Source organism: Erwinia sp. 9145, from assembly GCF_000745075.1.
Lineage (GTDB): Bacteria > Pseudomonadota > Gammaproteobacteria > Enterobacterales > Enterobacteriaceae > Erwinia > Erwinia oleae.
In genome coordinates this window covers 614418-638151 of the sequence record NZ_JQNE01000001.1, presented here as the reverse complement: position 1 = coordinate 638151, position 23734 = coordinate 614418, and the positions used below count along the sequence as shown (strand labels likewise).

Here is a 23734-nt window from a genome sequence, read left to right as displayed (position 1 = left end):
GCGCGGAGAAGCCAGGCGTGAATAAAAAATTAAATAAGTACTCTCTTTCCCCTTCTCCCGCCGACTGGCAGGACAACGACCTGACGCGCGATACTATTCGCCTGCGCCTTGAGCAGTTTCAGCAAAACCTCGCGGAGGCGTTTGATGAGGGCGTCAACGCGGAAGAACTGATTGATGCGCGTACGCTTTTTATCGACAGATTACTCCGCCGCCTCTGGCAGTTTTATGGCTTTCCGGCGCAGCAGGATATCGCGCTGGTGGCGGTTGGCGGCTACGGCCGTGGTGAACTGCACCCGCTTTCCGATATCGACGTGCTGATGCTGAGCCGCAATGTGCTTTCCGAGCAGGACGCGCGCCGCACCAGCGAGCTGCTGACGCTGATGTGGGACCTGAAGCTGGAAGTGGGCCATAGCGTGCGCACCCTTGAAGAGTGCCTGCTGGAAGGGTTATCCGATCTTACTATCGCCACCAACCTGATTGAATCGCGCCTGATCACCGGCGATCTTGCGCTGTTTCTTGAGCTACAGAAAAACATCTTCAGCGACGGCTTCTGGCCGTCCGACCGCTTTTTTGCCGCCAAAATCGAGGAGCAGCAGGCGCGGCATCATCGCTATCACGGCACCAGCTATAACCTGGAGCCGGACATCAAAAGCAGCCCCGGCGGCCTGCGCGACATCCACACGCTGCTGTGGGTGGCGCGTCGCCATTTTGGCGCCACCTCAATGGACGAGATGGTTGATTTTGGCTTTCTCACCAGCGCCGAGCGCAATGAGCTGAACGAATGTCAGAGCTTTCTGTGGCGCATTCGTTTCGCGCTGCATTTAACGCTGCCGCGCTACGATAACCGCCTGCTGTTTGATCGTCAGCTTAACGTTGCGCAGCGGCTGAATTATGCCGGTGAAGGGAATGAGCCGGTCGAGCGGATGATGAAGGATTTCTACCGCGTGACCCGCCGCATCGGCGAACTGAATCAGATGCTGCTCCAGCTTTTCGACGAGGCGATCCTCGCGCTGGGCGAGGACGAAAAACCACGACCGATTGACAGTGAATTTCAGCTACGCGGCACGCTGATCGACCTGATTGATGAAACGCTGTTCAGCCGTCAACCTGAAGCGATCATGCGCATGTTTTATACCATGGTGCGCACGCCGGTGATCACCGGCATCTACTCGACCACGCTGCGCCAGCTACGCCACGCGCGCAGTCATCTCAATCAGCCGCTGTGTTATATTCCAGAGGCGCGACAGCTGTTTCTCGCCATTCTGCGGCATCCCGGCGCGGTGAGTCGGGCGCTGGTGCCGATGCACCGCCACAGCGTTTTACGCGCCTATATGCCGCAATGGGGCAATATCGTCGGACAGATGCAGTTCGATCTTTTCCATGCTTACACCGTCGATGAACACACCGTTCGCGTTCTGCAAAAGCTGGAGAGCTTCGCCAGCGAGGAGACGCGTCCGCAGCATCCGCTGTGCGTGGAGATTTGGCCGCGCCTGCCGCAGCCGGAACTGCTGCTGCTGGCCGCGCTGTTTCACGATATCGCCAAAGGACGCGGCGGTGACCACTCGATCCTCGGCGCGCAGGACGTGCTGGAATTCGCCGAGCTGCATCATCTGAACTCGCGGGAAACGCAACTGGTTGCGTGGCTGGTGCAGCATCATCTGCTGATGTCGGTCACCGCGCAACGGCGCGATATTCAGGATCCCACCGTCATTCAGCAGTTTGCGGAGGTGATGCAGAACGAAAACCGGCTGCGCTATCTTATCTGCCTGACGGTGGCCGATATTTGCGCCACCAACGGCAATCTGTGGAACAGCTGGAAGCAGAGCCTGCTGCGCGAACTCTTTTTCGCCACCGAGAAACAGCTTCGGCGCGGCATGGACAACCATCCCGATCTGCGCGAGCGCGTGCGCCATCATCGCCTGCAAGCGCTCTCCCTGCTGCGAATGGACAACATCGACGAACAGGCGCTGCAAAACATCTGGGGCCGCTGCCGTGCCGACTACTTCCTGCGCCATACGCCAAACCAGCTCGCCTGGCATGCACGTCATTTGATCAATCACGATCTGAGCAAACCGCTGGTGCTGGTCAGCCCGCAGGCGACGCGCGGCGGCACGGAGATCTTCGTCTGGTGCCCGGATCGTCCTTACCTGTTTGCCACGGTGGCAGGCGAGTTGGATCGCCGCAATCTGAGCGTTCATGACGCGCAGATCTTCACCAGCCGCGACGGCATGGCGATGGACACCTTTATCGTGCTGGAACCGGACGGCAGCCCGCTGGCAGCCGATCGTCACGAGATGATCCGCGAGGCGCTGCGGCAGGCTATCGGTCAGACGACATGGCAGCCGCCAAGAACGCGGCGGCCGTCGCCGCGCCTCAGGCACTTTAATGTGGAAACCGAAGCGAAATTTCTGCCAACCCATACCGATCGTCGCACCTATCTGGAGCTGATCGCGTTGGATCAGCCTGGCCTGCTGGCGCGCGTGGGGGAAGTGTTCGCCGATCTTGGCGTCTCGCTGCACGGCGCGCGGATCAGCACCATCGGCGAACGCGTGGAAGATCTGTTTATTTTAGCCAACGGCGAGCGGCGGGCGCTCAACCCGCAATTGCGCAAGGAGTTGCAACAACGGTTGACAGAGGCCCTTGATCCAAACGATAAAGTGTGACCGGGAGTAAACTTTTTTCGACCCGCCGGAGTCGCGCGCTTCTCGCTTTTTTTGCGGGAGCGTGTCTGCTTCGCAAACCGCTTTGACCACAGGAAATGAGAATTAATGCAACAGTTACAGAGTGTTATTGAGAGCGCCTTTGAGCGTCGCGCCGACATTACCCCTGCAAATGCCGATACCGCCACCCGCGAAGCGGTGAGCCAGGTTATTGCCCAACTGGACAGCGGCGCGCTGCGCGTGGCTGAAAAGATTAATGGCGAATGGGTCACCCATCAGTGGTTAAAAAAGGCGGTGCTGCTCTCTTTTCGCCTTAATGACAACCAGGTGATTGACGGCGCTGAAAGCCGTTTTTACGACAAAGTGCCGATGAAATTCGCTGACTATGATGACGCACGCTTCAAAAAAGAGGGCTTTCGCGTGGTGCCGCCTGCCGCCGTGCGCCAGGGCGCGTTTATCGCCCGCAACACCGTACTGATGCCCTCTTACGTGAATATCGGCGCTTACGTTGATGAAGGCGCCATGGTAGATACCTGGGCAACCGTGGGTTCCTGCGCGCAGATTGGCAAAAACGTACACCTGTCCGGCGGCGTTGGCATTGGCGGCGTGCTGGAACCGTTGCAGGCCAATCCCACCATCATCGAAGACAACTGTTTTATCGGCGCGCGCTCTGAAATCGTTGAAGGCGTGATTGTCGAAGAAGGCGCGGTGATCTCAATGGGCGTCTACATCGGTCAGAGCACAAAAATTTATGACCGCGAAACCGGCGAAGTTCATTACGGACGTGTTCCTGCGGGTTCCGTGGTGGTTTCCGGCAACCTGCCCTCCAAAGACGGCAGCTACAGCCTTTACTGTGCGGTGATCGTCAAGAAAGTTGACGCAAAAACCCGCGGAAAAGTGGGCATCAACGAACTGCTGCGCACCATCGACTAAGCCTGCGGGCCGCGCCCGGCGGCCCGTAATTTTATCTTTACACTTCCCGCTTAAATAACTTCTTTCAGGCCCTGAAATAACGGGTGCTATTGCGCAACAACTGAGCGATAATCCGCGCCAGTTAATAATGCAATTTAATCTTTTCGTAATCCGGGCTGTGAATTTTAAAGCTATCTTTTTCGATAGTCCGAAACGAGCGAGCTGAGTGAAGACAAGGCGTAAGCGCGCAGCCAGCGGAGTGGATTTAACGTCCATGAGCATGGCGAGCACTGCACAACGCAGTATTCACGACGCGCAGCCGGAGCGATCCCTCTTCATTCAGGAAATAACTCTTATGTATGATAATTTGAAAAGTTTGGGTGTCAGTAATCCCGACGATATTGACCGTTACAGCCTGCGTCAGGAAGCCAGCAACGACATCCTGAAAATCTACTTCCGCAAAGACAAAGGCGAGTTTTTTGCCAAAAGCGTGAAGTTTAAATACCCGCGCCAGCGTAAAACCGTGGTGGCCGATAACGTCAGCCAGGGCTACAAAGAAATTCAGGAAATCAGCCCCAACCTGCGTTACGTCATTGATGAGCTGGATCAGATTTGCCAGCGCGATCGCGTTGAAGTGGATCTGAAGCGTAAAATTCTTGAAGACTTACGCCATCTGGAAAGCGTGGTTTCAAATAAGATCAGCGAAATCGAAGCCGATCTGGAAACGTTAACCCGCAACGGTCGTTAATTTTTCTCTGCCTGATATAAAAAACCAGCGTTAAACACGCTGGTTTTTTTATGTCCTATTTTCAGGGCTGCTCATCCAGTTGCAGCGCGACATAAAGCAGTAGCCGATCGTCGAAATTGCTCAGATTCAGGCCCGTCAGCTCGGAGATCCGATTCAGCCGATACTCAAGTGTGTTGCGATGAATATAGAGCGCTTTCGCGGTGGCCGAAGGCTGCACGTTATGACTGAACCAGGCGCTCAGCGTGCGTTTAAGCAGGCCGTTATTATCCATCGCTTTCAGCTTCGCCAGCGGGCGCGACAACTCATTCGCCTGCCAGCCGCCGCGCAGGCTGTCCAGCAATACCGGCAACACCAAATCCTGATAGAAAAAGCTACGCTGCTCCGGCATACGCTGTTTGCCTACCAGCATGGTAGTGCGCGCGGTGCGATAAGATCGCGCAATGCTGCCCGGCCCGGTGAAATAGTTACCCAGCGCAATACGCATCCGTAAATGACCGCTCTCTTTCATACGCGCCAGCAGATGATCAACGCGTTTACGATGATCGTCCGCATCGTAGCGTCCGTGCGCATTCAGCGCCGGTTTCAGCACCACCATTTCAGTCAGCGAAACAATGGCGATAAGATTGTCGCGCTCCGGCGTGGTAAGCAGCGTCTGTAACTGTTGCAGCTCAGACATGGCGCTGTCCACGCCAAGCTGTCCGCTGTCCACCTCAACCACGGCCACCACGCGCGGCTGGTTGATGTCGATCCCCAGCCGCTGCGCCCACTCCATCAGCGCTGGCGAGATCGTTTCACTGCGGATCAGATTGAGCACCAGCTCTTCACGCAGGCGGCTGTCCTGCGCCAGCATGTGCAGCAGGCGCGTCTGTTCCAGCATCATTTCAGCCGTCATGCACACCAGTTCGCCGTAGTGGCGCAACGCCACCGGCTCGCCGGTCAGACCAATCACGCCGACAATTTCGCCGTCGATGCGCATCGGCAAATTAATGCCGGGCCGCACGCCGTGCAGATGTTTTGCCACCGCCTCGTCAATATCCACCACGCGCGCCTGGGAAAGGGCAAGCAGCGCCCCTTCGTGCATTTCCCCTATTCGCTCCCGATCGCCGCTGCCGATAATGCGGCCGCGCGCGTCCATCACGTTGACATTGCTGTCAATAATCTGCATGGTTCGGGCCACAATCTCCTGCGCCAGACGGGCGTCAAGATGGCAGGTTGACATAGACAGCTCCTGAAAAAAAGTTATCGAGTCAGAATAGCCGGGGTACAACAGCAGAGCATTGTGCAAATGCACAAAGAAAAGCATGGAATACAAAAACTGCGAAGAGACTCACGATTTACAGCCAGAATGGCGCCGACGGACATCGGCGCCCGGAGAGATTACTGCATCAGCAAATAGATGCTGCTGTCGCCACGTTTGATATTCAGCGCCAGCACGCCGGGTTTGGCGTCGAGGATCTTCCTCAGTTCACCGAGGTTGGTCACGGGCTGCTGATTGACACCGAGGATCACGTCGTCCTTTTTCAATCCGATGCCCGCCGCAGCAGAACCCGGCTTCACGCTGTCAATCTTCACGCCCTTAACGCCTTTCACGTCGTAGTTGCTCAGATCGGCACCCTCAATGCCCGTGTAGATATTGCCGGAATCGACTTTACTCTGGCTGCTCTGCTGAAGTTCAACGTTAACCGTCAGCGGCTTGCCGTCGCGGATCAGGCCGAGCACCATTTTTGTACCCACCGGCAGTGAACCCACCTGCGCACGCAGGGCGGCAAAGCTGGATATTGGCTTGCCGTTGATCGAGGTCACCACATCGCCTGCCTTAACGCCTGCTTTCGCTGCGGACGATCCCGGCACCACCTGGCTGATGAACGCGCCGCGCTGCGCGTCAACTTTCATTGCCTTCGCCAGTTCCGAGTTCAGTTCGGTACCCATGATCCCCAGTTCGCCGCGTTTCACCTGACCGTATTCCACCATTTGCGCCGTCAGGTTCTTCACCATGTTGCTGGGAATAGCGAAACCGATGCCGATGTTGCCGCCGTCCGGCGCGAGGATCGCAGTGTTAATGCCGATCAGTTCGCCGTTCAGGTTCACCAGCGCGCCGCCGGAGTTGCCACGGTTAATCGCCGCATCCGTCTGGATAAAGTTCTCGTAGTTCTCCACATTCAGACCGCTTCGGCCCAGCGCAGATACGATGCCCGAGGTAACCGTTTCGCCCAGGCCGTAAGGGTTACCGATTGCCACCGTGTAGTCGCCCACTTTGATATCGTCCGAGTCGGCCATTTTAATCGCCGTCAGGTTTTTCGCTTCATTGAGCTGGATCAGCGCGATATCAGAACGGGGATCTTTACCAATAACCTTTGCATCATATTTGCGGCCATCGCTCAGCTGCACCTGAATTTTGGTCGCCTTATCGACAACGTGATTATTTGTCACCACATAGCCTTTGGCGGCATCAATCACCACGCCCGATCCCAGCGCGCGGAACGTTTCCTGCTGCGGATTTGCACCGCCCTGTCCGCCTCCCTGGCAGAACGGTGAATTCAGGAACGGCGAACCCTCCTGACAAAACGGCGAATTGTCGCCAAAAAACTGCTGGAACTGCTGCGGTAAACGTTGATTACGAACGGTGGTGCTGCCTTCAATATTAATGCTGACCACCGAAGGCATGACCTTTTCCAGCATCGGCGCCAGGCTGGGAAGCTGCTGGCTTGATGAAGAAGCGGTTTCCGCCGCAACGGCAGAGAAAGGGATAGTCGCCATTCCAAGGCTTAATGCCAGCGCACTGGCCAGAAGTGTTTTTTTCATACGTCTGATTCTCACTGTGTCCTGTTATGCAACCATTGCTGTGGTCGTGATGATGAGATTCATGTTTTACCGCTAAGTTCATCAGGAAGTTTCAGCTAAAGGTAAATATTTATATTAATCCTTTACAAAACTAACCCGCGCGACGGGTTATTCCACCGCCATTAAACGACGATATTCATCCCATGCATACAAATCCGTCATACCGCTAACATAATCCTGTAACATTCGCGCGCGGAAATAGTATTCCCAGATAGCAATATCGTCAGATCGTTTATCCAGCCGCCCTACCGCCTCACTGTAAGCCAGGCGAAAACGCGTGGAGAGTTTATGGAAAAGGCGCGTCTCTATTGGGTAGCCTTTTAAATAATCTTTCTCAATCAGTTCTGAAAAATCGTGCTGACTGAGCGAAAGCAGCGGACGATAAATATCCAGCAGCCCGCTAATCACCCGGTAGCCCTGAAGCTCAAGCTGTTCCACATCGGGGTGGTTAAATACATGACTAAACGCTACTTTTTTGAAAATTTCCAATAACAAATTTTGTGGGCTGCCGTCTTCAAGCAGCGCTTCATTGAATTCGCCATCATACACCGCCGAAATATTGTCAATAAAACGACTGGCGGCATGCGGCACCAGTCGTGAAACGGTATTCACTCGCAGATACATAAAGAACTGATCGACACTGCTGCGGCTGAACTGCGCGTTACGCGATTTCTCCAGCGCGTTGGTCACCACTAAACTGAACAGATCGCCCGCCTGATGGTTTGGCCACAACGCATATAAATGGTCATAAAGTTGCTCAACGGTAAATATCTTCTTCTCAACCGCATCTTCTAAATCCGCCACGCAATAAGAAATATCATCGGCGGCTTCCATAATATAGGTCAGCGGAAAACGGCAGTGCGGTTTTAAATCTAATTCTTTACGCAAACGACCGACGTATTCTTCTTCTGCCAGATAATAGCCTGGCTTTTTCATTAAATAGGCGTGCGATGGCGGAATGTCGCCGCTGAACCACGCCGGACGTGTATATTTCAGGATGCAGCCAACCTGCGCCCAGGTCAGGTTCATTTTAAACAGCGTATGCACCATACGAATGGCCTGCGCGTTGCCTTCAAAGTGCGAAAGATCCTGACGGATGCGGGCACGCAGTTCATTGAAACCGTCGTCCTGATAGCGCAACGCGTGCGGCTCGCAGTAATCCTGACGGTTATCGCCACGGCGGAACGTCGCGTCCAGCCGCTGACCGAACCAGTCGTTAATGGCTGATTCGCCAAAGTGGCCAAACGGCGGATTGCCGATATCGTGCATCAGGCAGGCCATCTCCACCACGCTTTCGAACGGGCCGGTCAACTGCGCCAGGCCATAAGTTTCCAGCCTGCCCAGCTCTTTCAGTCGCGTCATAACTTCTTTGGCGATGTAGCGACCCACCTGCTGCACCTCCAGCGAGTGCGTCAGACGGGAGCGCACCGCCGCGTTGCGCTCAAGCGGGAAGACCTGCGTTTTCTGTTGCAAACGGCGAATGGCCGCTGAGTTAATAATACGCCCGCGATCGCTTTCAAAAATGCGCAGAATTTCATGCTCATCTTTAACGCCCTGCTGCGGTCGATAGCGGCGCTGATAGTTAATTTTCTTCCTGAAATCGATATGGTTCATGCCTGCTTCCCGTGTTCGGGCACCTGTGCGAAGTGCGTTTTGCGGATTATGTCCCTTATGCTGCCATGATAGACTATGCGCTGAAAACGCAGACGAATTCCACAACATTAGCGGGTATCCCTATGAAAGCAGGCATAATTGGTGCAATGGAGCAGGAAGTTACCCTGCTCCGCGATAAAATTGAAAACCGTCAAACGCTGACGCTGGCTGGCTGCGAAATTTATACCGGCACGCTGAACGGCGTCGAGGTAGCGTTGCTGAAGTCTGGGATTGGCAAAGTGTCGGCGGCGATGGGCACCACGCTGTTGCTGGAGCGGTGTAAACCGGATCTCATTATTAATACCGGCTCTGCTGGCGGCCTGGCGGCCTCATTGACGGTGGGTGATATCGTCGTATCTGACGAAGTGCGCTACCACGATGCCGACGTCACCGCCTTCGGTTACGAACCCGGTCAGATGGCAGGTTGTCCCGCTGCTTTTCGTGCCGATGACGCGCTGATCGCGGCGGCGGAGTCGTGCATCAGCGAGCTTGGCCTGAACGCGGTGCGCGGTCTGGTAGTAAGCGGCGATGCCTTTATCAACGGTGCAGAACCGCTGGCGCGCATCCGCAACACGTTCCCTCAGGCCATTGCCGTTGAAATGGAAGCCACCGCGATCGCGCACGTCTGCTACCAGTTTGGCACGCCGTTTGTGGTGGTGCGCGCCATCTCCGACGTGGCCGATCGCGAATCCCATCTGAGCTTCGACGAGTTTCTCGCCGTCGCCGCAGCACAGTCCTCGCTGATGGTGGAAACGCTGCTGGCCCATCTCTCGCGTGGCTAAATGGCTGGCCGCGTTACTGCTGCTGAGCAGCCTGACGGCGTCAGCGGCACCGGTTGTTATTACTCTGGCGCCCAATCTGACCGAACTGGCATTTGCGGCAGGCATTACGCCCGTTGGCGTCAGCAGCAACGCTGATTTCCCGCCGGGAGCCACGCAGATCGAGCAGGTTGCCGACTGGCAGGGCATTAACGTCGAGCGCATTATGGCGCTCCGGCCCGATCTGGTGCTGGCCTGGCGCGGCGGCAATCCGCAGCGGCAGGTTGAGCAGCTTCAGGCGTTTGGCATTCAGGTTGAGTGGATTGACCCAGAAACCATAGAACAGGTTATCGCGACGCTGCGGCGGCTCAAGATCTGGAGTCCGCAGCCTGAGAAAGCCGATCGCGCGGCGCGATCGCTTGAAAACCAGCTTGCTGCGCTGCGTCAGCGTTACGGCCATGCGCCGCGCAAAGCGGTTTTTCTGCAATTCGGGCAGCAGCCGCTGTTCACCGCCTCACGCAATACGCTGCAAAACCAGGTGCTTGATCTGTGTGGCGGCGACAACATTTTTGCCGACGCGCGCGTGGCCTGGCCGCAGGTGAGCCGCGAACAGGTACTGATGCGCCATCCGGCAGCGATCGTCACCGGCGGCGATGCGAACCACGCGGCGTCGGTTCGCGCCTTCTGGCGTTCACAGCTTAACGTGCCGGTTATAGCAATAAACGAAGACTGGATCAGCAGGGCCGGCCCGCGCATTGTGCTGGCGGCGCAGGCGCTCTGTCAGCAATTGCACGCTGAACCTGAAGAAAAAACGGGGAAAAGGCAGAAAAATCCCCAACTTTAAGGCGTTGGGGAAAAACTCAGATGCTGAATGAGGAGCCGCAGCCGCAGGTGGTTTTCGCATTCGGGTTCGTCACCACAAAGCGCGAGCCTTCCAGCCCTTCGGTGTAGTCGACCGAGCCGCCAACCAGATATTGCAAACTCATCGGGTCAACAACCAACGCCACGCCCGCTTTCTCAATGGTCATATCGCCATCGTTTACCTTATCATCAAAGGTAAAACCATACTGAAAGCCTGAACAGCCGCCGCCGGTAATATAGACGCGCAGTTTCAGATCGGGATTGTCCTCATCTGAAATCAGGTTTTTAACTTTGCTGGCCGCTGCTTCAGTAAATTGCAGGGGCAGAACGATATCGTCACTCATTTGATACTCCAGTAAGCGATCAGGTCATAAAACGACCATGTCTTGCGTCATTATCTTATACGCAAGTATAGCAATCAAGTGTCCGGCGCGATTATGGCACGGCCTGCTACCTGCTCTACATTCTCCTGCTGCTGTTTTGCCAGCATGCGGTCATTACACCTCACCCATCACATGATAAGAACGATGGGTCTATAAAAAAGCGCAGACACCAGTGGCAAACCCACCCGTATTTTCCGCAAAGCGGCGGGTAAGATCCGACAAAAAACTTTTCGTTCTGCAACTCTCCTTTTATCCGGCTGGCTTGTTCCCTAGAATATAGGGGTTTTTTAATGAATCTTCAGGAGCGGAACCATGAGTCAGTCAGAAAATCTCTATGCTCAGGCGCAGCAATTCATTCCCGGCGGGGTCAACTCGCCGGTTCGCGCCTTCGCTGGCGTTGGCGGCATACCGCTCTTTATCGAACGCGCAGACGGCGCAAAGATTTATGACGTCGATGGCAAAGCCTATATCGACTACGTCGGCTCCTGGGGGCCGATGGTGCTGGGCCATAATCATCCGGCGATCCGCGATGCGGTGATTGAGGCCGCCGCGCGCGGCCTGAGTTTTGGCGCACCCACCGAAATGGAAATCACCATGGCTCGACGGGTGACCGAACTGGTGCCCACCATGGACATGGTGCGCATGGTGAACTCCGGCACGGAAGCGACGATGAGCGCGATCCGTCTGGCGCGAGGCTTCACCGGCCGCGATAAAATTATCAAATTTGAAGGCTGCTATCACGGTCACGCCGACTGTCTGCTGGTCAAAGCGGGATCGGGCGCGCTGACGCTCGGCCAGCCCAACTCCCCTGGCGTGCCTGCGGACTTCGCCAAACACACGCTGACCTGCACCTTTAACGACCTTGAGACAGTGCGCGCGGCGTTTGAGCAGTATCCGCATGAAGTCGCCTGCATTATCGTTGAACCGGTTGCCGGCAACATGAACTGCATTCCACCGCTGCCTGACTTCCTGCCGGGCCTGCGTGCGCTGTGCGACGAGTTTGGCGCACTGTTGATTATCGACGAAGTGATGACCGGTTTTCGCGTGGCGCTGGCGGGCGCGCAGGCACATTATGGCGTGAAACCGGATCTGACCTGTCTGGGTAAAATTATCGGCGGCGGAATGCCGGTTGGCGCGTTCGGCGGTCGCCGCGAAGTTATGGCCGCGCTGGCGCCCACCGGCCCGGTTTATCAGGCGGGCACGCTTTCCGGCAATCCGATTGCGATGGCCGCCGGCCTGGCCTGCCTGAATGAAATTGCTAAACCCGGATCGCACGACCGCCTTACCGCGCTCACCGACAAACTGGCGGACGGCCTGCTGGCCGCGGCGAAAGCGGAAAATATACCGCTGGTGGTCAACCACGTTGGCGGCATGTTCGGCCTGTTTTTTACCGATGCCGAAACGGTCACTCACTACGAGGACGTCACCCGCTGCAACCTGCCGCGCTTTAAGCAATTTTTCCATCTGATGTTAGCGGAAGGCATTTACCTCGCCCCGTCCGCCTGGGAAGCCGGTTTTATGTCGCTGGCACACAGCAATGAGGATATTCAGCACACCGTTGACGCGGCGCGGCGCTGCTTCGCTAAGCTGGATTAACCCGGAAGGGCAGGTTTGCACCTGCCCTTGACTATATTTTCCGCAGCAGATAGATAAAGTATGGCGCGCCGATAAAGCTCGCCAGCATCCCGGCCGGGATCTGGCTGGGAAACGCCACCATCCGACCGCACCAGTCCGCCACCATCATCAAACCGCCGCCCAACAGCGCAGCCATGATCTGCTGCGGCACCGTCCGGCGGAAACCGATCATTCGCGCAATGTGCGGCGCCATCAGGCCGATAAAGCTCAATGGGCCGGTGCTCAGCGTGGCCGCAGCGGTCAGCGCCGCTGCCAGCAGCAGCAGCGCGATACGCGTCGGCTTTAAAGCGATACCGACAGAGCGCGCCGTTTCGCCGCCCAGCGGCAGTAGCGTCAGCCAGCGTCGGCACAACGGCACCAGCGCAATCAGCACTGCTGCAATAATTACCGTGCGCTGCGCCTGAAGCGCGCTCACCTTGTAGGTCGAGCCCGCAATCCACGCCATCAGGTTAGTCATGCGCGGATCGTTACTGGCCATCAGCAGGATCAGCAGCGTGGAAAAGGCAGTGCTCAGCGCCATACCGGCGAGTAACATACGCTCCGGCGAAAAACCGCCCCGCCCGCCGGTGACCAGGATCAGCAGCAGCGTCAGCGCGGCGCCCAGGCTCCCCGCAGGCAACAGCCAGGTGAAGGCGTCATTCGGCACCAAAAACATCATCACCACCACGCCGAATGCGGCACCGGAACTGATACCCAGCACTTCCGGGCTGGCCATCGGGTTACCGGTAAGGCGCTGAACAATACATCCCGCCACGCCCAGCATCATGCCGGTCGCCATCGCGGTGGCGACCCGTGGCATGCGCCACGGCAGAAGTTGTTCCCACAGCGCGCCTGTCGCCCATCGCCAGCCGTTGGCATCGCGGCCATAGCTGAGCGCCACCAGGGCAATCAGCAGCAGGACGGCGCAGCCGACCGCGCTCCAGAGCAGGACACGATGGCGCTCCACGGGTATTTTGTCGCCCGCGTTCATCGCAGGCGGCGTTCCGCCGGTGCGCAGACGCGGTAACAGCCACAACAGCAGCGGTGAGCCGATAATCGCCGTCGCGGTGCCGGTGGAGACCTCACGCCAGTTGTCAGTGAGCCAGATCACCAGCTGATCCGCCAGCCAGAGCAGCAGCAGGCCAATCAGCGGTGCCAGCAGCAGACGACTGAGCAGACGTCGTGCGCCGAGCAGCTTCGCCAGCAGCGGCGCGAACAGGCCGATAAAACCGATGATGCCAACGGCGTTGACGATCTGCGCGCTGAGGACGATGGCCAGCACCAGCACGGCAAAGCGCGCCGCTGACAGCGCCAGCCCCAGATTTTTCGCGACGCCATCGTCCAGCCCCATCAGCGTCATCGGGCGGAGCAGCAGCAGCGACAGCAAAAATCCTACCAGCAGTTTAGGCCAGAGAAAGCTGACGTTGCTCCAGTCCATCTGGTTGAGCGTGCCGGTGCCCCACAGGAAAATACTTTGCAGGTAGTCGTGGTTAAACAGGCCGATAAGCTGATTCAACGCGCCGCAATAGAGCGAAATCACCAGCCCGGCCAGAATCAGCGTCACCGGCGAGAGGCGTTTGCCCCAGGCGATACCGAACACCAGCATTCCGACAATCAACGAGCCGCTCATGGCCGCCACCTGCGGGGAAAAAAGCCCACCCGGCACCGCCCATAGCGTCGCCACGGTCAGGCCAAGCTGGGCGCCTGTCGCCACGCCAAGCGTGGTGGGTTCCGCCAGCGGATTGCGCAATACCTGCTGGAACAACAGTCCCACCAGCCCCAGTCCCGCCCCCACCAACAGCGACAGCGCAAAGCGCGGCAGCAGGCTGAAGTGGAATACCATCTGCGCACCGCTGTTATTGTCGGGCGTTAACAGGGCATGCAGCCACTGGTCGCGCGGCAAATGCTGGCTGAAGTTGTACCAGGTGAGGCTCAGCGCCAGCACGAACAGTCCCGTCAGCAGCGCCGCCGGCATACGAATGGATGTTTTCATGCCGTCGTCCCCAGAACGCTGTCCAGCGAACGGCAGAAGCGCATCGCCGACAGCGTGCCGCCGTAAAACCAGACCTGCGGCACGCGGTGAAAACGTTTTTCGCGCACGAAAGGCATCGCCTGCCAGAGCGGCATCGCCTCAACCTGCTGCATGACGGCATCGTCGCCGTGATCGAAGCAGATCGCATCAACGCCCGTCATGCCAATCAGCCGTTCAATGCCAATGACCGCGCTGCCCCAGAAAGAGCTTTCCCCCTTCCATGCGCTTTCGATACCCAGCTCATCCATGACGTTCTGAAACAGGCTGCCTTTGCCAAACACCATGGTATGACGGCTATCCAGCACCGAGATCAGCAGCAGCGGCCGTTTGGTTCGCCGCGCCATGCGCACTTTGGCAGCGGCAATGAAGCTGTCGTACTGCGCGAGGTGCGCCTGCGCCTGTGGCAGAAGATCAAGATGTTCGCCCAGCCTTAACAATGACTTACGCGTCACATCCAGCGGTTTTCCGCTTTCATCACTGAAGGAAAACCCCATCGTTGGGGCGATCTGGCGGATCCTGCTGAGATCCGGGCCGTAGCCTGACGAGCAGAGGATCAGCGACGGCTTCATCTGGATCATCAGTTCCAGATTCGGCTCGGTGCGCAGGCCGACATCCACCGTGGAGGCGGGCAGTGCCGGTTCGGCCACCCAGTTGCGATAACCATGCTGTTCCGCTGCGCCCATCGGCGCGACGCCCAGCGCCATCAGCAGTTCAGTGGGCAGCCACTCAATGGTGATGATACGGCTGAGATCGACGGGTGACGCCGCGCGACTGCGCAGCACGGGAAGTAAGGGTGAAAGCGCCATCGCCATCAGCAGGCGGCGGCGAACAGGATCCGGCATGGTAATATCCATCCTTCAGTAAACGAAACTTACCGGCGCGCCGCCGTTCGGATGAGGGAGTGTTCCCATCGGGATGCCATAAATACGATCGAGCACCTCCGCCTGCATAATGTCCAGCGCATCGCCCTGCGCGATCATCGCGCCCTCGCGCAGCGCCACCAGCGAATCGCTGTAGCGGGCAGCGATATTGATATCATGCAGGATGGCGATCACCGTCAGCCCGCGCTCGTGGCTCAGCCGCTGGATCAGCGCCAGCACCTCCACCTGATGCGCGATATCCAGCGCGGAAGTCGGTTCATCAAGCAGCAGGCAGCGGCTGTTTTGCGCCACCAGCATGGCAATCCACGCACGCTGGCGTTCGCCGCCGGAGAGGCTGTCCACCAGCCGCCTGGCAAAGGGTTTCAGACCAACCAGCGCTATTGCCTCTTCAACCCGCTCACGATCTTCGGCACCAAACCGCCCCAGCGCGCCGTGCCACGGATAGCGTCCCATGGCCACCAGCTCGCGTACCGTCATCCCTTCGGCGGCCGGCAACTGCTGCGGCAGATAGGCCACTTCGCGGGCGAACGCTTTGGTATTCCACGTCTCCACGTTCTGACCGTTAAGCAGCACCTTGCCCGCCGTCGCGGCCTGGTGTCTTCCGAGCAGTTTAAGCAGCGTCGATTTCCCCGATCCGTTGTGGCCGATCAGCCCGCACACCTTGCCGGCAGGAAACGTCAGAGAAAGCGGTTGCAGCAGCGTACGGCCTGGTACGGTGAACGTCGCGCCATCCAGCGTGAAGGTTGTTTCTGTTACGTGCGACATAGCGGTCTTCTGATTGGAGGGCGCGGGTGAACCGCGCCCGTGTAGGTAAAGGATTAGAAGCGGAACGTGGCGGTTGCGACAACCTGGCGGCCTGCTCCCCAGAAGCAACCATAGGTCTGGAAGCAACTGGCGACATATTCACGATCCAGCAGGTTTTTAACGTTCAGCGCCACGTTGGAACCGTACAGGCCAAAACGACCAAGATCGTATTTCACCACGGCATCCATCACCGTCGCGCTGCCCACTTTAAAGGTGTTCGCCGGGTCGCCATAGCTTGAGCCGATAAACCGACCACCGGCGCCCAGGGTTACCCCGCTCAGCGCGCCGTTGTTAAAGGTGTAGTCACCCCACAGCGACGCCATGTGCTCAGGCACCTGCTCCGGCGTATTGCCTTTCAGCGTGGTGTCTTTGGTAAATTCCGCATCGGTATAGGTGTAAGAGGCGGTCATATTGACGTTGGCCGACAGCGCAGCTTTACCTTCCAGCTCCACGCCACGCGCGCGCACTTCGCCCGCAGGCACCTGGTTGAGCGCGTTATCAGGATCGGCCATCAGCGTATCGCTCTTGGTGAGCTGATAGACTGCCCCCGTCAGCACAATCGGACGATCTTTCGGCACATACTTCACGCCCGCTTCGTACTGCTCGCCTTTGGAAGGCGCATAGGCCACGCGCGGATCGCTGTAGAGGCTGAACGCGTTGGGTTCGAAAGACTGGCTGTAGCTGAAGTAAGGCGTGATGCCATTATCAAACAGGTAGTTAACGCCGCCGCGCCAGGTAAACTGGCGGTCGTTGCGCTCAATGTAGCCGTTATCAGCGCGCACGGTGGTTGCCTGAGTTGACCAGTCGTAACGACCGCCCAGGGTGAATACCCATTTATCCCATTCCGCCTGATCCTGAACGTACAGGCCGGTCTGTTTGGACTCGTTCATCTGGTACGGCACCGCATCGCCAAAATCGACGTCGCTCATGGAAGGCAGATTATTCAGATCCAGCGCGGGCGCATTGCCAAACAGTGCGCTGATATCGTTACGCATCCGTGAATAGTCGACGCCGGTTAACAGGGTGTGCTGAACATCGCCGGTGCCGAACTTGCTTTCCAGTTGCGTATCAACGCTGAAATTCTGCAAACGTTCATGATCGACAACGGTGCCGCGGCCCAGATAGTGCGCCTGCTGAGCAGGCGTCAGCGCCTGACAGTAAACATTAAAGCCGTTCATGCTGTTGTTACACAGGCCGGTGCCGTAGGCGCTGTTCTGCGCCGTTTTCATTTCAGAGAAGCGCAGGTTCTGTCGAACGGTGAACGTATCATTGAACCCATGTTCAAAAGCGTAACCGACCATCTTCTGGTTACGCGAATAGGTATTGTTGGTCGCGCCTTCATTAAAGGCGCTTGAGAGATGGCCGCCGTTCGGCAGAGGTTCGACCGTGCCCTCTTTCGGCAACCAGCCGTAATAGCCGGTTTCCGGTTCGTTCTGGAAATAGGAGAGGAAAGTAAAATTGGTTTTTTCGTCCGGACGCCAGCTGAAGGAAGGGGCAATGGCGTAGCGCTGGGTTTCGGCGTTGGTCTGCTGCTCATTCGCAGAGCGCGCCAGGCCGGTCAGACGGTAAGAAAACTCGCCGTTATCGTCCAGCGCATCGCTGAAGTCAAACCCGGTCTGCATCAGGTTGTCGCTGCCCATTTTAAACTGCACTTCGCGTAGCGGTTCGGTGGTCGGGCGTTTGCTGACCATAGACACGATGCCGCCGGGGCTGCTTTTACCATAAAGCACCGAGGTGGGCCCGCGCATCAATTCCACGCGTTCAAGCATGTAGGGATCGATTGAGGCGTCATTATAGAAATCGCCCTGGAGTTTCTGCCCGTCCAGGTAGTTGTTCTGGTTCAGGCCGCGCGAGGAGAACCCGCGAATAATCACGAAGTCGTAAGTGTCAGAAGCGCCACGGCTGCTTACCGTCACGCCAGGCGTGTACCCCAGCGCCTCTTTAACCGAGATCGGCTGGTGAATATCCAGCTCCTGACGCGTCACCACCGAAACCGACTGTGGGTTTTTCTCGATGGGCGTGTCGGTTTTGGTACCGGTTGCACTGTGTTTGGCGGCGATGGTGGCCGCAGGGCCCCATGCGTTTTCCTGTGGCGCATCACTGGTGCTGGCGTCAACGGTAATCGTCTGTTCGGCGGCAAAAGTGGAAGAGGAAACGGCCAGAGCAACAAGGAGGGCAAGGCGGCATTTCACTGGCAAAGACGAACGAATCAAAGATGCGGTTGGCATGTGGCATTTCTCTGAATGAAATTGATAAGTCGTAAACGTAAACGAGAATTATTATTATAACGGAGGGATAATATGCGAAACGCAGTGAATTCTGCAAGAAGAAATGCCCGGCTCAAACGCCATTTGATTCACGAACAGACGAATGTAGTTTGCCAGAAACAGGCCGGTAACGGGCTTGTTAATCTGAACACTCTGTTTGCTGCTGATTTGTTGTCACAATGGCTGCTGAACGATAAAAAAGCCGGTTCAGGATGAACCGGCTTTTTTGATCGGATGAAGATTATTGACCAAACATATCTTTAATCCATCCCGCCACGCCGTCGCTGTCTTTCTGCTCGTTTTGCGGCGCCTGCTGCTGTTGAGGCTGCTGCTGGGGCGCCTGCTGCTGTTGCAGCATTTGCTGTTGCTGCTGCATCACCTGCTGCTGTTGCTGACAGAGCGCGTTGCCATCGGTGGTCCACACCGGCAGCATTCGCCAGCTACTGCTGGCACTGCCACAAACAAAGTTTCCGGCGGAGTCGATATTCATCGGGGCAATATCTTCCGGCGGCGTCGCCAACAGCGGCATGGGCGCCTGATTATCAAGATAGTGACGATAAATCTGCATCGCGCCGCTGGCACCGTAGAGTTTGGTCGGCTGGTTGTTGTCGCGACCGATCCAGGTTATCGCCACCTCTTTGCCATCAATGCCCGCAAACCAGCTATCCACCTGATTGTTAGTGGTGCCGGTTTTGCCCGCCAGATGCGCGCGAGGATAGCGTGCGCCCAGCGCGCGCGCGGTGCCGTGATCGGCAACCTGCTGCATGGTATAGAGCGTCAGGTAAGCGGCCTGCGCGGGAACCACGCGCTCAGCCTGTGGGAAGCTCTGATAAAGCACGGTGCCATCTTCCGCAATCACCGAGCGAACGGCGGAGAGCGGCGCGCGGTTACCGCCGCTGGCGATGGTCTGAAACGCCTGCGCCACCTGAATCGGCGTCAGGTTGAGCGCGCCCAGCAGCATCGCCGGAACCGGCTGAAGCTGATCTTTCGGCACGCCCAGCCGCGTCCAGGTATCCACCACCTGCGGCAGGCCGAGCGTCATGCCCAGATTCACCGTCGGCACGTTCATCGAGTTAGTCAGCGCGTCCACCAACATCACCTGACCGCTGAAGCGGCGATCGTCGTTCTGCGGCTTCCAGATCTGACCGTTTGGCTGCTTCAGGGCGATCGGATTATCGGCAATCCAGGTATTGAGGCGATATTTATCCGGCTGCATTAACGCGGTGAGATAGGTGGCCGGTTTGGCCAGCGAACCTATCGAACGACGCGCCTGAAGCGCGCGGTTATAACCGGCGAACTGCGGATCGGCGCCGCCGACCATCGCGCGGACTTCCCCACTGAAGCGATCGACAATCACCATCGCGGTTTCCAGATCGTTCAGCTTGCGCTGCTTGCGCAGCGTCTGCACGCCCTCTTCCGCGGCTTTTTCAGCCGCATCCTGCGACACCGAATCCAGCGTGGTGAAGATCTTCACGCCCGACAGATCTTTTATCTTATCGCCCAGCTTCGCCTGTAGCTCGTTACGCACCATCTGCATAAAGGCCGGCTGCGGCGTGATCACGCCGCCTTTCGGCTGCACGCCCAGCGGTCGCGCGCTGAGCATGTCATACAGTTCCTGATCGATAACCTTTTGCTGCTGAAGCAAACGCAGCACCAGATTGCGGCGTTCCAGCGCCAGCCTGGGATTGCGCCACGGATTGTACAGCGATGCGCCCTTCACCATGCCCACCAGCAGCGCCTGCTGATCGAGGCTCAGTTCATCCACCGGACGGCCAAAGTAATAGAGGCTGGCAAGCGGGAAGCCGCGGATCTGATCGCCGCCCGCCTGGCCCAGATACACCTCATTCAGGTAAAGCTCGAGAATACGATCTTTGCTGTAGCGCGCATCCATGATCAGCGCCATATAGGCTTCGTTTGCCTTACGCCACAGAGAACGCTCGTTGGTCAGAAACAGGTTTTTAACCAGCTGCTGCGTCAGCGTACTGCCACCCTGCACCGCGCGACCGGCGGTAATGTTGGCCAGAAAAGCGCGGCCAATTGAGTAGAAACTGATGCCATCGTGCTGATAGAAATGGCGATCTTCAGTGGCGACCAGCGTATCCACCAGCAGATCCGGGAAACCCGCGCGCGGCACAAACAGGCGCTGCTCGCCCTTCGGCGATTGCAGCATGGTGATCAGGCGAGGATCGAGGCGGAAGAAGCCGAAGTCACGTCCGCTGTCGAGGTTTTTGATTTCGCTCAGCGCATCGTTGCTGAAGCTCAATCGTGCGCGGATTTGCCCCTCTTTGCTGTCCGGGAAGTCAAACGGGCGGCGGATCATCTCAATGCTGTTGGCCTGCACGGTGAATTCGCCGGGACGCGTCATGCGCGTGACCTGACGATACTGCGTGCCTTCCAGCAGGGCGATCATCTCTTTTTTGTCCCAGGACATGCCCGGTTCAAGACTGACCATGCGCCCGTACACCGTGGCGGGAAGCTGCCAGACTTTTCCGTCAATGCGGCTGCGGATCTGCGCGTCAAGGTAGACGCCATAAATAACCATTACCACGATGAAAATCAGCAACAGTTTGAGCAGCAGGCTCAGCCAGCCTCTTTTCTTGCGCGGCGGGCGCCCTTTTCCTTTACGTGGCACGGGTTCACTCTCCTCGTCGTCTTCGTCATCCTGATAATCGTCTTCATAGTCCTCATCCCTGCGGCGACCCTGGCCCGCCAGATTGCGCGGGGGCCGTTTGCCTTTGCGACCAATAGGTTCGCGATCGTCTGACATGCTCTTCTCTTCTCCGGGTAGCCGTCGGCCAGGCCGACTACTCTGTTATGGCTTAATGCGCTTCGGAACGGGAACCTTCCTAAATAGCGAGGTTCACGAGGGCGCGGAATACTTTTTCGTGCGCCGCGTGGGCAGCGCGCTGGCCGGATCGTCCGGCCATGAATGTTTGGGATAGCGTCCTTTCATCTCCTTTTGCACATCCCGCCACGCCCCCTGCCAGAACGCGGCCAGGTCGCGAGTGATCTGGAGCGGACGCTGCGCGGGCGAAAGCAGCTCCAGCACCAGGGGAATACGCCCGGCCGCCACGCAGGGATTCTGCGCTTCGCCGAACATCTCCTGGAGACGAACCGCCAGCGCGGGCGGCTTCTCCTCATCGTAACGGATGGGCAGCCGACTTCCGGTGGGCACAGTGTAATGAGTTGGTAACAGAGTATCCAGTTGCTGTCGCTGCGACCATGTGAGTAAATGTAATAACGCCGCGACGACGTCGATATGCTTCAGGCCGCGCGCGTCGCGCACGCCGTTCATCGCAGGCAGCAGCCACTGATCCAGCGTCGCAACCAGCGCACTTTCGGTAGCGTCGGGCCAGTTCTCCTCAGGAAGCCACTGAGCGGCGCACACCAGCCGAATCCGCAGCTGTTCCGCCTGCGGCGTCCAGTTCAGCACCGATAGCCCTTTTTGCCGGATCCAGCGCAGCATGGCCGGATGAAGTTCGGCCTCCTCCGGTTTGGTCAGCGGCTGCGCCCTGAGCACCAGTTCGCCAATCTGTTCGCGCTGCCAGGCGCGCAGCGTGCCGCGCGCCTCATCCCACTCTACTTCGGTGCGCGTTGTCACCAACTGAGGCAGCGCGTTTTCCAGCGCCGCGATATCCAGCGGAATAGCCTGTAAAATTCGTGCGTCCGGCTGCGCGCTCCCCTGCAACAGGCCGGGCGCCAGCAGCCATTCGTAACGCGTCAGCGCATCCGCACCGTCCAGCATGGCGCCGGTGCCGTTCGCTAACTGGTAGCGTCCCTCCGCGCCGCGCCGACGAGCGATCCGGTCCGGGAAGGCGCTCGCCAGCAGCGGCGCTATCCGTCCGGCGTCCGGCGAACCGGTCGTTGCCTTCAGGCGTTTTTGCAGCTGTTTCGCCCGCGCCAGCCAGTGCGGCAGACGGCGATGAAACGCATCGCGTAAATCGGCACCACTGCGATCCGGCTCTTCCAGCATCGCCGCCAGCAGCGCGGCGGTAGCAATACTGTCGGCATCGTCTCCGGCCGCAATCAGCATCGCGCCGATCCGCGGCTCTGCGCCCAGCGCCGCCATCTGTCGGCCTTTCGCATTCAGTTTTCCGTCTGCGTCGGTGGCGCCCAACTGAGACAGCAATGCCTGCACCTGACGAAGACCGGCTGCGGGCGGCGCATCCAGCCAGCGCAGTTGCCGCGCATCATAGCAGCCCCACTGCAAAATATTCAGCCACAGCGAGGCCAGATCGGCATGCAGCATTTCCGCATCGGCGTGGGCGGCAGCGCGTTCCGCCTGCTCACGAGCGATCAGGTGCAGACAAATGCCGGGTTCGAGACGTCCGGCGCGTCCGGCGCGCTGCGTCATTGACGCCTGACTGACGCGCTGCGTTTGCAGCCTGGTCAGGCCGGTGCGCACGTCAAACATCGCCGTTCGCTCCAGCGCACAATCCACCACCAGGCGGATACCCTCAATAGTCAGACTGGTTTCTGCAATGTTGGTCGCCAGCACCACTTTACGCCGCCCCGTCGCCGCCGGAAGGATAGCTTTGCGCTGTTCGGCCAGCGACAGCGCGCCATACAGCGGACAGAGTTCGACCTCACTGGATACCTGCGACGCAAGCTGCATCTGTACGCGTTTGATCTCCCCGACGCCCGGCAGAAACAGCAGCAGGGAGCCGGGCTCCTCGCGCAGCAGCTGGCTCACCTGGCGCGCCACTGCCTCTTCAACGCGCAGGCTGGCAGGGAGCGAAGCGTAACGGCGTTCAACCGGAAAGGCGCGCCCTTCGCAGCAAATAACCGGCGCATCGGGCAGCATCGCCTGCAAGCGCGCGTTATCCAGCGTGGCGGACATCAGCATGATTTTCAGATCGTCGCGCAGCCCCTGCTGCACATCCAACAGCAGCGCCAGCGCCAGATCGGCTTCCAGGCTGCGTTCATGAAACTCATCAAGGATCACCAGCGACACGCCTTCCAGCATCGGATCGCGCTGTAACATGCGGGTTAAAATACCTTCGGTTACCACCTCCAGCCGCGTGTTCGGCCCGCTGCGGGTTTCAGCGCGCATGCGGTAACCCACGGTTTCGCCGGGCTGTTCACCCAACTGCCCGGCGAGGCGCTGTGCGACATTGCGCGCGGCCAGCCGCCGCGGCTCCAGCAGCAGAATGCGGCCGCTTAAGCCGCTTTGTTGCAGAATTTGCAGCGGCAGCCAGGTCGATTTTCCGGCGCCCGGCGGCGCGGCGAGCAGCAGCTGCGATGACTCGCGCAGCGCGGCAAGCAGTTCAGGCAGCACGGCGCTGACCGGTAATGAACTCACGTCTTAACTCCATAGCCT

Annotated in this window: 17 protein-coding genes; 7 read left to right on the top strand and 10 right to left on the bottom strand. The window is 58.2% G+C overall.

What is annotated here, in order from left to right; all coding sequences use genetic code 11:
- The first annotated feature begins 17 nt into the window (after positions 1–17).
- From glnD to FA91_RS03075, 3 genes are all read left to right on the top strand, one after another.
- Positions 18–2663: a bifunctional uridylyltransferase/uridylyl-removing protein GlnD gene (gene glnD / locus FA91_RS03085; protein WP_034912444.1), complete on the top strand. Its 2646-nt coding sequence runs from the start codon at positions 18–20 to the stop codon at positions 2661–2663.
- 105 nt (positions 2664–2768) lie between these two features.
- On the top strand, positions 2769–3593 hold the full coding sequence (dapD, locus tag FA91_RS03080) for a 2,3,4,5-tetrahydropyridine-2,6-dicarboxylate N-succinyltransferase (RefSeq protein WP_034912441.1): 825 nt from the start codon (positions 2769–2771) through the stop codon (positions 3591–3593).
- A gap of 334 nt (positions 3594–3927) precedes the next feature.
- Positions 3928–4320, top strand: coding sequence for a DUF3461 family protein (locus FA91_RS03075; RefSeq protein ID WP_034912440.1), 393 nt, complete (start codon positions 3928–3930; stop codon positions 4318–4320).
- Between the two features lie 61 nt (positions 4321–4381).
- Here the strand turns inward: FA91_RS03075 and FA91_RS03070 are convergent, their stop codons facing one another.
- The 3 genes from FA91_RS03070 to dgt all read right to left on the bottom strand — a co-directional run bounded on the left by FA91_RS03070 (position 4382) and on the right by dgt (position 8775).
- Positions 4382–5539 carry a CdaR family transcriptional regulator gene (locus FA91_RS03070; RefSeq protein WP_034912438.1) on the bottom strand — a complete coding sequence of 386 codons (1158 nt, stop codon included), beginning with the start codon at positions 5537–5539 and terminating at the stop codon, positions 4382–4384.
- A gap of 158 nt (positions 5540–5697) precedes the next feature.
- Positions 5698–7122, bottom strand: coding sequence for a serine endoprotease DegP (gene degP / locus FA91_RS03065; RefSeq protein ID WP_034912437.1), 1425 nt, complete (start codon positions 7120–7122; stop codon positions 5698–5700).
- 147 nt (positions 7123–7269) lie between these two features.
- Positions 7270–8775 carry a dGTPase gene (gene dgt, locus FA91_RS03060; protein ID WP_034912436.1) on the bottom strand — a complete coding sequence of 502 codons (1506 nt, stop codon included), beginning with the start codon at positions 8773–8775 and terminating at the stop codon, positions 7270–7272.
- Positions 8776–8897: 122 nt separating this feature from the next.
- Between dgt and mtnN the strand changes: the two genes are divergently transcribed.
- Both mtnN and btuF read left to right on the top strand, forming a co-directional pair.
- Positions 8898–9596: a 5'-methylthioadenosine/S-adenosylhomocysteine nucleosidase gene (mtnN, locus tag FA91_RS03055; RefSeq protein ID WP_034918867.1), complete on the top strand. Its 699-nt coding sequence runs from the start codon at positions 8898–8900 to the stop codon at positions 9594–9596.
- Entirely contained in the window at positions 9589–10416 is an 828-nt protein-coding gene (gene btuF / locus FA91_RS03050; protein ID WP_034912435.1) for a vitamin B12 ABC transporter substrate-binding protein BtuF, read from the top strand. Before mtnN ends, btuF begins: the two co-directional genes overlap by 8 nt.
- 16 nt (positions 10417–10432) lie before the next feature.
- Here the strand turns inward: btuF and erpA are convergent, their stop codons facing one another.
- Positions 10433–10777 (bottom strand): iron-sulfur cluster insertion protein ErpA, encoded by a 345-nt coding sequence (erpA, locus tag FA91_RS03045; protein WP_034912434.1) that lies wholly within the window; start codon positions 10775–10777, stop codon positions 10433–10435.
- Between the two features lie 351 nt (positions 10778–11128).
- Here erpA and hemL point away from each other — a divergent pair, with 351 nt between their 5' ends.
- Positions 11129–12412 (top strand): glutamate-1-semialdehyde 2,1-aminomutase, encoded by a 1284-nt coding sequence (hemL, locus tag FA91_RS03040; protein WP_034912433.1) that lies wholly within the window; start codon positions 11129–11131, stop codon positions 12410–12412.
- Between the two features lie 31 nt (positions 12413–12443).
- Here the strand turns inward: hemL and fhuB are convergent, their stop codons facing one another.
- The 4 genes from fhuB to fhuA are packed head-to-tail and all read right to left on the bottom strand — an operon-like array spanning position 12444 to position 18375.
- A complete protein-coding gene (gene fhuB / locus FA91_RS03035) occupies positions 12444–14423 on the bottom strand; it encodes a Fe(3+)-hydroxamate ABC transporter permease FhuB (RefSeq protein WP_034912431.1) in 1980 nt (659 codons plus the stop codon).
- Complete coding sequence (gene fhuD, locus FA91_RS03030; RefSeq protein ID WP_034918864.1) at positions 14420–15304, bottom strand: Fe(3+)-hydroxamate ABC transporter substrate-binding protein FhuD; 885 nt, start codon at positions 15302–15304, stop codon at positions 14420–14422. Before fhuD ends, fhuB begins: the two co-directional genes overlap by 4 nt.
- A 15-nt stretch (positions 15305–15319) precedes the next feature.
- Entirely contained in the window at positions 15320–16108 is a 789-nt protein-coding gene (gene fhuC, locus FA91_RS03025; protein WP_034912428.1) for a Fe3+-hydroxamate ABC transporter ATP-binding protein FhuC, read from the bottom strand.
- A 53-nt stretch (positions 16109–16161) separates the two neighbouring features.
- Positions 16162–18375 carry a ferrichrome porin FhuA gene (gene fhuA / locus FA91_RS03020; RefSeq protein ID WP_051936973.1) on the bottom strand — a complete coding sequence of 738 codons (2214 nt, stop codon included), beginning with the start codon at positions 18373–18375 and terminating at the stop codon, positions 16162–16164.
- Between the two features lie 72 nt (positions 18376–18447).
- On the opposite strand from fhuA, the gene FA91_RS20915 reads away from it, so the two are divergent.
- Complete coding sequence (locus tag FA91_RS20915) at positions 18448–18630, top strand: hypothetical protein (RefSeq protein WP_152601445.1); 183 nt, start codon at positions 18448–18450, stop codon at positions 18628–18630.
- A gap of 25 nt (positions 18631–18655) precedes the next feature.
- Here FA91_RS20915 and mrcB read toward each other — a convergent pair whose 3' ends face one another.
- Complete coding sequence (gene mrcB, locus FA91_RS03015) at positions 18656–21181, bottom strand: bifunctional glycosyl transferase/transpeptidase (RefSeq protein ID WP_034912425.1); 2526 nt, start codon at positions 21179–21181, stop codon at positions 18656–18658.
- 93 nt (positions 21182–21274) lie between these two features.
- Positions 21275–23716 carry an ATP-dependent helicase HrpB gene (gene hrpB, locus FA91_RS03010; protein ID WP_034912422.1) on the bottom strand — a complete coding sequence of 814 codons (2442 nt, stop codon included), beginning with the start codon at positions 23714–23716 and terminating at the stop codon, positions 21275–21277.
- Positions 23717–23734: the final 18 nt, after the last annotated feature.

What these genes read in the sequence shown, in the direction of transcription:
- dapD (WP_034912441.1), top strand. Translation starts at nt 2,769, where the DNA reads ATGCAACAGTTACAGAGTGTTATTGAGAGCGCCTTTGAGCGTCGCGCC.
- FA91_RS03075 (WP_034912440.1), top strand. Translation starts at nt 3,928, where the DNA reads ATGTATGATAATTTGAAAAGTTTGGGTGTCAGTAATCCCGACGATATT.
- FA91_RS03070 (WP_034912438.1), bottom strand. Translation starts at nt 5,539, where the DNA reads ATGTCAACCTGCCATCTTGACGCCCGTCTGGCGCAGGAGATTGTGGCC.
- degP (WP_034912437.1), bottom strand. Translation starts at nt 7,122, where the DNA reads ATGAAAAAAACACTTCTGGCCAGTGCGCTGGCATTAAGCCTTGGAATG.
- dgt (WP_034912436.1), bottom strand. Translation starts at nt 8,775, where the DNA reads ATGAACCATATCGATTTCAGGAAGAAAATTAACTATCAGCGCCGCTAT.
- mtnN (WP_034918867.1), top strand. Translation starts at nt 8,898, where the DNA reads ATGAAAGCAGGCATAATTGGTGCAATGGAGCAGGAAGTTACCCTGCTC.
- erpA (WP_034912434.1), bottom strand. Translation starts at nt 10,777, where the DNA reads ATGAGTGACGATATCGTTCTGCCCCTGCAATTTACTGAAGCAGCGGCC.
- hemL (WP_034912433.1), top strand. Translation starts at nt 11,129, where the DNA reads ATGAGTCAGTCAGAAAATCTCTATGCTCAGGCGCAGCAATTCATTCCC.
- fhuB (WP_034912431.1), bottom strand. Translation starts at nt 14,423, where the DNA reads ATGAAAACATCCATTCGTATGCCGGCGGCGCTGCTGACGGGACTGTTC.
- fhuD (WP_034918864.1), bottom strand. Translation starts at nt 15,304, where the DNA reads ATGCCGGATCCTGTTCGCCGCCGCCTGCTGATGGCGATGGCGCTTTCA.
- fhuC (WP_034912428.1), bottom strand. Translation starts at nt 16,108, where the DNA reads ATGTCGCACGTAACAGAAACAACCTTCACGCTGGATGGCGCGACGTTC.
- fhuA (WP_051936973.1), bottom strand. Translation starts at nt 18,375, where the DNA reads ATGCCAACCGCATCTTTGATTCGTTCGTCTTTGCCAGTGAAATGCCGC.
- FA91_RS20915 (WP_152601445.1), top strand. Translation starts at nt 18,448, where the DNA reads ATGCGAAACGCAGTGAATTCTGCAAGAAGAAATGCCCGGCTCAAACGC.
- mrcB (WP_034912425.1), bottom strand. Translation starts at nt 21,181, where the DNA reads ATGTCAGACGATCGCGAACCTATTGGTCGCAAAGGCAAACGGCCCCCG.